Here is a 10,075-nt window from a genome sequence, read left to right on the forward strand (position 1 = left end):
GTCGGTCCCCCCATCGAGGGTGTCCGCCCCATTCTGACCGAAAAGCTTGTCGTTGCCGTCGTTGCCGAATACGTCGTCATCTCCCCCGCGCGCGCGGATGGTATCGTTACCCGCCAAGGCATCGAGGGTGTTGTTGTTGGCGTTTAAGGTGCGCTCGTCATCCCCTGGAGTGACGAAAAACTCAGCACCGAAGACCACGTAGCTTTCTCCGGCAAAGTTATTGCCATTGGGGGAGGCAAAGAATGCCCCGATAATGATGTCGTCGAAGCCGTCGCCGTTCACATCTCCCGCACTGCTGACGGAACGACCCGAAAAGTCATCAGCATCGATACCGTTAAGGACGAAGCCGTTGCTGCCGTCGAGACTTGATAGGTCCAAACTGGCGGTAAAACCCCCACTCTTGCCAAAGACCACGTAGCTCTCTCCGGCACGACTGTTGCCATTGGGGTCGGCAAGATATGCCCCGATAACGATGTCGTCGAAGCCGTCGCCGTTCACGTCTCCCGCGCTGCTGACGGAACGACCCGACTCGTCATAGGTATCGATGCCATTGAGGACGAAGCCGTTGCTGCCGTCGAGACTTGATAGGTCCAAACTGGCGGTAAAACCCCCACTCTTGCCAAAGACCACGTAACTTTCTCCGGCATAACTATAACTATTGCCATTGGGGTCGGCAACACGTGCCCCGATAATGATGTCGTCGAAGCCGTCACCGTTCACATCTCCGGCGCTGCTGACGGAAATACCCGAAAAGTCATAAGTATCGATGCCGTTAAGGATGAAACCGTTGCTGCCATCGAGAGCGGACAAGTCCAAACTGGAAGAGAACCCCCCACTCTTGCCAAAGACCACGTAACTCTCTCCGGCATTACGATTACCATTGGGGGCGGCACGATGTGCCCCGATAATTATGTCGTCGAAGCCGTCACCGTTCACATCTCCGGCGCTGCTGACGGAAATACCCGAATAGTCACCACTATTGATGCCGTTGATGGTGAAGCCGTTGCTGCCGTCGAGACTTGATAGGTCCAAACTGGAGCTGAACCCTGCACTAGTGCCAAAGACCACGTAACTTTCTCCGGCACCGCGATTGCCATTGGGGTCAGCACCACTTGCCCCGATAACGATGTCGTCGAAGCCGTCGCCGTTCACATCTCCGGCGCTGCTGACGGAACCACCCGAACTGTCATTACTATTGATGCCGTTGATGGTGAAGCCGTTGCTGCCGTCGAGACTCGATAGGTCCAAACTGGGGGCGAACCCTCCACTGTTGCCGAAGACCACGTAACTTTCTCCGGCGGCACCGCTACTGTCATCATTATTGGCACCGAATGCCCCGATAATGATGTCGTCGAAGCCGTCGCCGTTCACATCTCCGGCGCTGCTGACGGAACCACCCGAACTGTCAGCAAAATCGATGCCGTTGAGGATGAACCCGTTGCTGCCATTGAGAGTGGACAAGTCCAAACTGGCAGCGAACCCCCCACTATTGCCGAAGACCACGTAACTCACTCCAGCATTATCATTGCCATTGGAGTAGGCACCATATGCCCCGATAATGATGTCGTCGAAGCCGTCGCCGTTCACATCTCCCGCACTGCTGACGGAACGACCCGAAAGGTCACCAAAATCGATGCCGTTGATGGTGAAGCCGTTGCTGCCGTTGAGGTCGGATAAATTCAGTACACCCGTTATCATTGTGTTGTCCTTGTTGATTTTGCTTAACTTTCTTGAGAGCTGGGGAGATTTCCCCTTTCATGAGGGTTGTTGGAAAATCAGCCCAAAAATCCTTGAAACCCTCTCCCCCATTGGGGGAAAGTGCGATTTCCGCTAGCAATCTGCTATCCCACAAACCCGAAGGTGGAACTATCGGATAAATCCAGACCGGTAGTATTGCGCACGATGCCAATCAAATCCCGCACCTCCCCGTCGGGTTGGTAGAAAATATTGGTATTGCCACTGGCCGTTTCCCGCAATACGTAATCCTCAAAACTCCCGTGGAGTTGAATCCCATCGACCCCCACCTCGAAATCTCGAATCACCCCCCGACTGACGTTTCCATCGGCAACGGTTATGCCATCGTCGTCGTAGAAGACCGTAGTGCCATTGCCCAGAACGAATAAATCCGCACCCTGTTGACCCCGCAGAACATCTCGCTCTCCCAGACCGGGACTGGTGGAACTTTCGTCGACTCCGATGAGGGTGTCGTTATCCAGACCGCCATTGAGGCGATCGTTTCCGGAACCCCCAATGAGTAAATCGTCATCGTTACCCCCCAACAGGGTGTCGTCGTCGGCCCCCCCATCGAGGGTATCCGCCCCATTCTGACCGAAAAGCTTGTCGTTACCGTCGTTGCCGAATACGTCGTCATCTCCCCCCCGCGCGCGGATGGTATCGTTTCCGGCTAAGGCATCGAGGGTGTTGTTGTTGGCGTTTAAGATGCGATCGTCATCCCCAGGGGTGACGAAAAACTCAGCACCGAAGACTACGTAGCTTTCTCCGGCATAATCGTTGGCACCATATGCTCCGATAATAATGTCGTCGAAGCCGTCACCGTTGATATCTCCCGCGCTGCTGACGGAATCACCCGAATAGTCATAAGTATCGATGCCGTTAAGGATGAAGCCGTTGCTGCCGTCGAGACTTGATAGGTCAAAACTGGCGGCGAACCCTCCACTTTGGCCGAAAACGACGTAACTTTCTCCGGGACGACCGTTGCCATAAGAGTCGGCAACACGTGCCCCGATAATGATGTCGTCGAAGCCGTCACCATTCACATCTCCCGCGCTGCTGACGGAATCACCCGAATCGTCGCCCCCATCAATGCCGTTGAGGACGAAGCCGTTGCTGCCGTCGAGACTTGATAGGTCAAAACTGGCCGTGAACCCTCCACTTTGGCCGAAGACGACGTAACTTTCTCCGGCACCATAGTTACCATTGGGGGCAGCATAAATTGCCCCAATAATGATGTCATCGAAGCCGTCACCGTTGATATCTCCCGCGCTGCTGACGGAATAACCTGACTGGTCAGACCGATCGATACCGCTGATGGTAAAGCCGTTGCTGCCATCGAGAGCAGATAAGTCCAAACTCGCGGCGAACCCTCCACTTTGGCCGAAGACCACGTAACTTTCTCCGGCACCGCTATTGCTATTGGAGTCGCCACCAGGTGCCCCAATAATGATGTCATCGAAGCCGTCGCCGTTGATATCTCCCGCGCTGCTGACGGAACGACCCAAAACGTCAAAAGCATCGATACCGCTGATGGTGAAGCCGTTGCTGCCGTCGAGACTCGATAAGTCCAAACTCGCGGCAAACCCTCCACTAGCGCCGAAGACCACATAACTTTCTCCAGCATCGCGATTGCCATTGGGGTCGGCATCATCTGCCCCGATAATGATGTCGTCGAAGCCGTCACCGTTGATATCTCCCGCGCTACTGACGGAATTCCCCGAAAAGTCCAAAGTCTCGATGCCGTTGATAGTGAAGCCATTGCTGCCGTCGAGAGCAGACAAGTCAAAACTGGCGGCGAACCCTCCACTTTGGCCGAAGACGACGTAACTTTCTCCGGCCCCGCTGTTGCCATTGGGGTCGGCACCAGTTGCCCCAATAATGATGTCGTCGAAGCCGTCGCCGTTCACATCTCCCGCGCTGCTGACGGAATAACCCGAAAAGTCAGACCCATCGATGCCGTTGATGGTGAAGCCGTTGCTGCCGTCGAGACTCGATCGGTCAAAACTGGCAGCGAACCCTCCACTCGTGCCGAAGACCACGTAGCTTTCTCCGGCACCGCCATTGCCATTGGGGTCGGCACCAGTTGCCCCAATAATGATGTCATCGAAGCCGTCACCGTTCACATCTCCCGCGCTGCTGACGGAACGACCCAAACCGTCATAAGCATTGATACCGTTGATGGTGAAGCCGTTGTTGCCATTGAGGTCGGATAGATTAAGTACACCCGTTATCATGGTCTTGTCCTGTTTGATTTTGCTTGACTTTCTTTAGAGCTGGCGAGATTTCCCCTTTCATGGGGGTGGTTGAGCAATAGCCCAAAAATCTTTGAAACCTTCTCTAGGTCGGACTGCGAGCGTTTGGACGCGAAAATTCTTGAAACCCATTTCCGATCGGGGGAAAGTGCGATTTCCGCTAGCGGTTTCCCAACCGCTCTATGGAACGCTCGCTTACAACCCGAGGGTTGAAGAATGTTAGAAATTGGTTTCTTTTGACCTGGACAGGTACGCTCCTACTGTTCCTCTCCACGTCCGCAGCGTCCCCACGTCACCATTTCCCGGTGTCTGTCCGAGACTCCGGGTCGAGTGGCGGGCGCCAATTTTTCGTTTTCGTTACCGACTCAGTTAAAATTTCAGATCGTCAGGCGGGTTTGAAGCTAACAGCTGACGGTCTAGTGCTGAATACTCGCAGTTGGAGGAGCCTACCTCAGTCAAAGCTCCACAATTATTTAGTTTTAGTAAAGTTGATTTTGGCTTTTGTAAAAACTTCATAAAGTCACCCTGATTTTCGACACATCTACAATTTCAAATCCATCACCAAATCGAACCTATACCGAGAATCTTTGAAATTGTAGATGTTATGCTAGCAAACTTAAAAAGGTTTTCGATCGTCTGTAAGAATTAGTTAATCTTACTGAATTTTCAATTGAGTTAATGTGGCGGAATTGAGATCCGAATTGAGTTTTGGGGCGATCGCCTACAATAATTAACGAGAATTAACGATCCGATTTCCGCTGCCACCATGACCCTTGCCCGACCTTCGATCGCTGCAATTCCACGACTCGAAAATGGTGATTCACCTTCGGAGACGCTACGTCCCCAGGACAGGCTACGCCAACGCGAACGCCTCACCTATACCGAATTTGAACGGCGCTACCATGCCGCACTGCAAAAAAGCCGAACTGATTGAAGGACAAGCTTTAGCCACAAAGCGATCGGCCGATCGATCTTAAAATTGGTTACTCCTTCATACCAATGGACACCATCCGTCGGATTTCATCGCTTTTTACCCCAACAGCCATCGGTCGCCGCACTTGGGGTAAAATCGCCACATCGTAGAGTTCTTCGACGATGCCTTCGATCCGTAAGTTATGCACCATGTCCCCACTTCGCAGGTCGATAATCGCTAACCCGCATCGCGGTTCGGCTTGTTTTTTCGCTAGGTTCTCGTCGAGGATTAACCCCCGAAAGGTCTTGTTATTTCGAGGTTTGGACAGTCCCACCACGGCATAATCGCCCCACATCGCCAATCCCCGTCCGTAACCGGGACAAAATGCGAGCGGTTCGAAGGTTCCCGATTGCAAGTCAACGGTGCCAAATTCTCCGGTTCCCGAGTTGAGCAACCACAACTTGCCTTGATGCCATCGAGGAGAATGGGGCATACTCAACCCACTCGCGATGATTTCGTTACTGTCGATATCGATAAGGCATCCACCATCGCGTCGCTTATCCCGCCACCCTTCGGCAACATCGGATTGACTGACGCTGGTGACGTATTTGGGTTTTCCGTTGACCATCGCCAAACCATTGAGATGGCATCGGTCTTCTGCGGCAAGTTTGGAGATAAAGGGAGGTTGCCACAGGGGAACAAAGCTGTGGGTGGGACTGACGGTGGCGAGACCGCTAAACAGGGTATTGACAAAAACCAAACCGTTAGAACCGTTCTTCTCCCCATCTCCGAGTTCCCCTGTCCCCCCATGCCCGGAAATCGCGACATCGTGAATGTCTAAATCTCCGGTGATGTAGCTCATTTGCGGTACGTACAGCGCGTCGTAACCGTTGTAGGTTTGTCCGGGTTCGAGGCTGTTTTCAAACCGCCACAGTTGATAGAGGCTACTAAGATAGAGGGTATTGCCAGTAGCGTACAATCCCATGCTGCGATCGAAGGTGCGCTCGAAGACGGAAAGCTGTCCCGTTGCCGGGTTCAAACCGATGAAAAAGATTTTTCCCGCTTGGTAGGTGGTGAAAACCAAACTGAGATGTTGTTCGGCAAGCCACGGGGAAAATTGGCGAGATGCGGTAATTTCAAAGGCGGGAGTCCGAACGGTCGATTTAGGGGTGTGATTCATCATCCTTGAACAGACGCGATATTGGAATCAATTCTTGTCGTTTGTACTGTGGCGATCTCTACAATCGTATACGAGTTTAGAACTTACGTGATGTGCAACTTCAAGTCCCAACCCCTTTATTTTCCCTTCTGACTGGCTATAACTGGAGTGTAGACAAAATCTCGATCGAAGCGGCTACAAGCCTTACGGGGTCAGCATTTTAGTTTTTCAAGCGTTCCCTCACTCGTTAAACTCTCAAATCGTCTCGGGATAAGGGTTTGACGGTTTGAGCCATTAAATTTGTCTAAACTCCAAGCTATAATCTCCCAATGTAGAGTCGCTCAAACGACGTAAATTCAAGACCTGTTAAAAAGTTGCACATCGCGTAACTGGTACTTACATTTCGCCACCGAAGAAGTCTAAATAGACTGATATTATAAAAGAGTCAAAGGGAGAATAAACTCATAAATTCGGTATAAAAATTAATTTTAAATCTCAATTAATATCCATTAAAATAAATTAAATTTTATGCACTTAGTCGCTTAAAAACTAACGTAAAAACAAAAAAATTATAGAAAATTGTTCGCAAATTGAGCTTTCTAATTAACCTGCGCTTAGCTATATTTTGCATAAAAATCAGATGTCTAAGACCTTTGCTTCCAAAGTGTTGGGACAACCGCAGTGGGGCGATCGATTAGGCGATAAATTCTGTAAAAAACGAAATTATCTCGATAAAATAACAGGTCTGACACCCCGTCCATTTTAGAATTTTACATTTTTAATTTTTAATGATTTGAGTCCTGGGGAAAAAACTCGCAGACCGCTTCAGCAATGGCTTCGGAACCGGTCTTATCTAAAACATCCGTCCGGCGCGGCACTTGCAACGGTTGGTGCAAAAATTCCCAATTCCCCTCAAAAAATTCTTCTGTGGAAATAATTTGATGGTGACCGTAGTTTTGCAAGCCTTCAAGCAGTACCTTTGATTCGGCAAACCCTTCCCGCAGCAAGGAAACCAACGGGACATCCAAGCGTAGGGCTTCGGCAAAGGTACTGTAACCGGGTTTGGAGACCACGCGACCGCAAATAGGCATAAAATCCACCGGACGCAAGAACGAATCCCACACAATGGTTAAATTGGGTAAATCTGGGGCGTTGCGATCGAAGGTGATAAACTGCCAATCTGGAAAATGTTGAAGATTGTCATAGGGAATCTTTTGCAATCCCAACCCGCCAAAACTGAGGAGAATCGTTTTTTCTGGGGGGGTTGCAATGCCAAAATTTTCTCGCAATTTGGTTTCCGGGTGGCGCGGCGTGCCTCCAGTTAACCCGACATCGGTAATATTGGGAAATGCTCCCATCGGTTCGTGTAACGGCAAGCGAAAGAGGCGATCGCACCGCGAAAAACAATCTCCGATCCAATCGGCAATTTCGAGAAATTCTCCCCCCCAATCGCGGTAAATAAAATCCCAACCAAAATTGCTCAGCATCCAGCAAGGAATGCCCGCTGCCTTGGCAATTAGAGCGGCAAGTGGGGGAATATCTGCTAATACCAATCCCACTCGATTGAGGCGAATAAAATTGACCTCACTGGCGATAATCGACCCCTCAGACGCACGAATTTCTTTGAGCTTTTCTAAAGTTGCATCGCGATCCATCTTCAAGCTATCGGGCTGCACGACCCCTACGTCAAAGGCACGGGGACGGTAGATAAAATCCCCTAAAATATAAGATTCGAGCAACCAGCGAGGGGCAGTGGTCACCATGACTAAGAGGATATCGGGGCGCCGCTGTTGAATCTGGGCGGCAACGGAAGCTGCTCGCACCGCATGACCGAAGCCATGATTGGTAATGGCGATATATACAACAGGTCGTGACATTCAAAAAGTTCCTCGGCAATTGAATTTTGGGGGAGTATTTCCGCTGAAATTTTCCAGTTTGGCGATCGAAGATACTGTAGTACTATAAAATGACTTGCAAGCCTCAAAGATCGATCTAAGATAGAAACTATTTGCCGTCTAATGCAGTCATCAGATAAGTAGCAAGCATCGCATGTCGATCTTAATTTCGATCTGCTTATATGAGTATCCTAAAAGCCAAATTTCTGTCAAATTTAGAGCTTAAGTTCGGTCTGTCGTCAAATTTTTGTCTTCAAAGCGTATTCAACGCGATCGCTACACCCGTTAGTGGAATCGTTACGTATCAACTTCAACCAAGGAGTACTATGAAATCACTCATTCAGTGGGGAGCGACTTTGGGTTTGCTAGGTAGCACCCTGTGGGGATCCCTGCTCGGAGTCTCCATGCCGGCCTGGGCCTTGGAGGAACAGGACATCGTGGAAAAATTGCAAGCCGTTCCCGTGTTTGCCATTACCGATGCCCAAGGGTCTCCCCTAATTGCCTCGATTCCCCAGGGTGAAGATCCTGAGAACACCGTACCGGTTTCTGGGGTCTTTATCAATCGATCGGATGCAGAAGCATTTGTCGAACGCCTCAGATCCCAAGACCCTAATATTGCGAACCAAGTCCGAGTCACCACCATTTCCATGGCGGAAGTGTATCAATTGGATCGGGAAAATGGAGAGGTTCCCGAAGGACTGCAATTTGCTTACGTTCCCAACCGCTCTCAGGTGGATGAAGCCATCGGATTACTGGCCGATCGAGGGGAAGAGTTAGAGCAATTCCCCGGCGTTCCCTTATTTATCGGTACAGCCGGTCCCGAATCGGGTTACCTCACGATCGAACAGGATGGCGAGCAACTGATTCCGATGTTTTTCAATCGCACGGAGTTGGAAAACGTCCTCGAACAGTTTAAAACCCAACAACCCGACTTAGCTGGAACCGTCGGCATCCAAGTGGAATCTCTCGAAGGGGTGATTCGGATGATGGAAACCAGCGACAATCCCCAACTCGAGCAACTCGTTTTGGTCCCCCCTCTCGAAACCCTAGAATTTTTGCGGACGCAGCCGATCGAGTAGTCGTTTCGAAGGCTTCACCCCAAACATGGTGATGGGTCATTGAGTTGGGGTAGTCCCCCCGTGCGTACCCAGACTTGGGCTGGGTTAGGCTCAGGGGTGCTACTCCAACCGGTCAAAATCGATAGAGATTGCTCAAAGGTGAGAATCATTGAGAGCTTGAATTAAGCTGGCACTCGCCTGGGAACCGGGATGATTGCTGAGTCGATCGTGACCGGGCGATCGCGCCTGAGAAGTTTGTAGCGATCGGGTTCTGATGAAGAAGGGGGAAAGAGGAGATACGTGGAAAATCAGACACGAAGTAACGATTTGTAACAGTTTCCCTTTGTGGGTCATAGCCTGGATTATTCATGAGCCGGTGGGGAAGGTGCGATCGTGGGTTGGTCTTGGGGAGCGATCGCTATCAGACTGACTCGTGACCGGATTGGGATGAGAAAAAATACTCAGTGCGATCGCGCGAGTGCTCCACCCTCAAGGGTGGAGCACTCTCATGCCAATAATGACCTGGCAACTGTGGTTGGGGAGTCACCACGTCCAAGACAATCCCCTTCCGTGGCAAAAACCATTGACTCTTCAGACCCCCCGACGAGTGGCTAACGCCTTCGCATCAATTTTAGTCAATATTGGCACACCGGCAATGTTGCCCAAACTCCGAGGAAAATCTCCTGGGTGGCCTACAGGTCGAGGGAGAAACCCTCGTCCACGATTTCCCACAGTGAAAAAGAGCGACTCGCGACCCCGAGCTAAGACACGAGTGAACGGTTAATTCCAAATCTTCCCAGCAAATGCCTATGCTCAACCCTACCTAAAGGACCCGGCCGGATTTGGAGTGCCCCACTGCGAAGTTTGTCTAAACTCCAGTCAACAAGCTGCAATAGTTTGGCAACATCAATCGGGTCGTTTGGTCTTCATCGATTCATACGACTCCCGCAACAACTCAAAAGAAGAGACTCCTTAATGTTAATTAAGGAGTCTCTTGTAGTATTAAACCTGGCACTGAGCTATTTTCCCAGGAGGCTACCCTCCAAGTATCTTCGCCGCTGAAA

At 50.7% G+C, this 10,075-nt stretch carries 6 protein-coding genes and 1 pseudogene; 2 read left to right on the top strand and 5 right to left on the bottom strand.

Annotated features, from left to right (window positions below):
- Positions 1-1,698 (bottom strand): annotated as a pseudogene (locus tag AC2215_RS14860) (cadherin-like domain-containing protein); the annotation flags it as partial.
- 143 nt (positions 1,699-1,841) lie between these two features.
- On the bottom strand, positions 1,842-3,968 hold the full coding sequence (locus AC2215_RS14865) for a hypothetical protein (protein WP_486810797.1): 2,127 nt from the start codon (positions 3,966-3,968) through the stop codon (positions 1,842-1,844).
- 830 nt (positions 3,969-4,798) lie between these two features.
- On the opposite strand from AC2215_RS14865, the gene AC2215_RS14870 reads away from it, so the two are divergent.
- Positions 4,799-4,963, top strand: coding sequence for a hypothetical protein (locus tag AC2215_RS14870; protein WP_486810798.1), 165 nt, complete (start codon positions 4,799-4,801; stop codon positions 4,961-4,963).
- A 6-nt stretch (positions 4,964-4,969) separates the two neighbouring features.
- On the opposite strand, the gene AC2215_RS14875 is transcribed toward AC2215_RS14870, so the two are convergent.
- Both AC2215_RS14875 and AC2215_RS14880 read right to left on the bottom strand, forming a co-directional pair.
- Positions 4,970-6,082, bottom strand: a complete 1,113-nt coding sequence (locus tag AC2215_RS14875; RefSeq protein WP_486810799.1) for a TIGR03032 family protein — start codon at positions 6,080-6,082, stop codon at positions 4,970-4,972.
- Between the two features lie 761 nt (positions 6,083-6,843).
- Complete coding sequence (locus AC2215_RS14880) at positions 6,844-7,935, bottom strand: glycosyl transferase (protein WP_486810800.1); 1,092 nt, start codon at positions 7,933-7,935, stop codon at positions 6,844-6,846.
- Positions 7,936-8,279: 344 nt separating this feature from the next.
- On the opposite strand from AC2215_RS14880, the gene AC2215_RS14885 reads away from it, so the two are divergent.
- Positions 8,280-9,032 (top strand): Tic22 family protein, encoded by a 753-nt coding sequence (locus AC2215_RS14885; RefSeq protein WP_486810801.1) that lies wholly within the window; start codon positions 8,280-8,282, stop codon positions 9,030-9,032.
- Positions 9,033-9,164: 132 nt separating this feature from the next.
- Here the strand turns inward: AC2215_RS14885 and AC2215_RS14890 are convergent, their stop codons facing one another.
- Positions 9,165-9,365, bottom strand: a complete 201-nt coding sequence (locus AC2215_RS14890) for a hypothetical protein (RefSeq protein WP_486810802.1) — start codon at positions 9,363-9,365, stop codon at positions 9,165-9,167.
- Between the last annotated feature and the right edge of the window lie 710 nt (positions 9,366-10,075).

Source organism: Zarconia sp. (assembly GCF_057467645.1).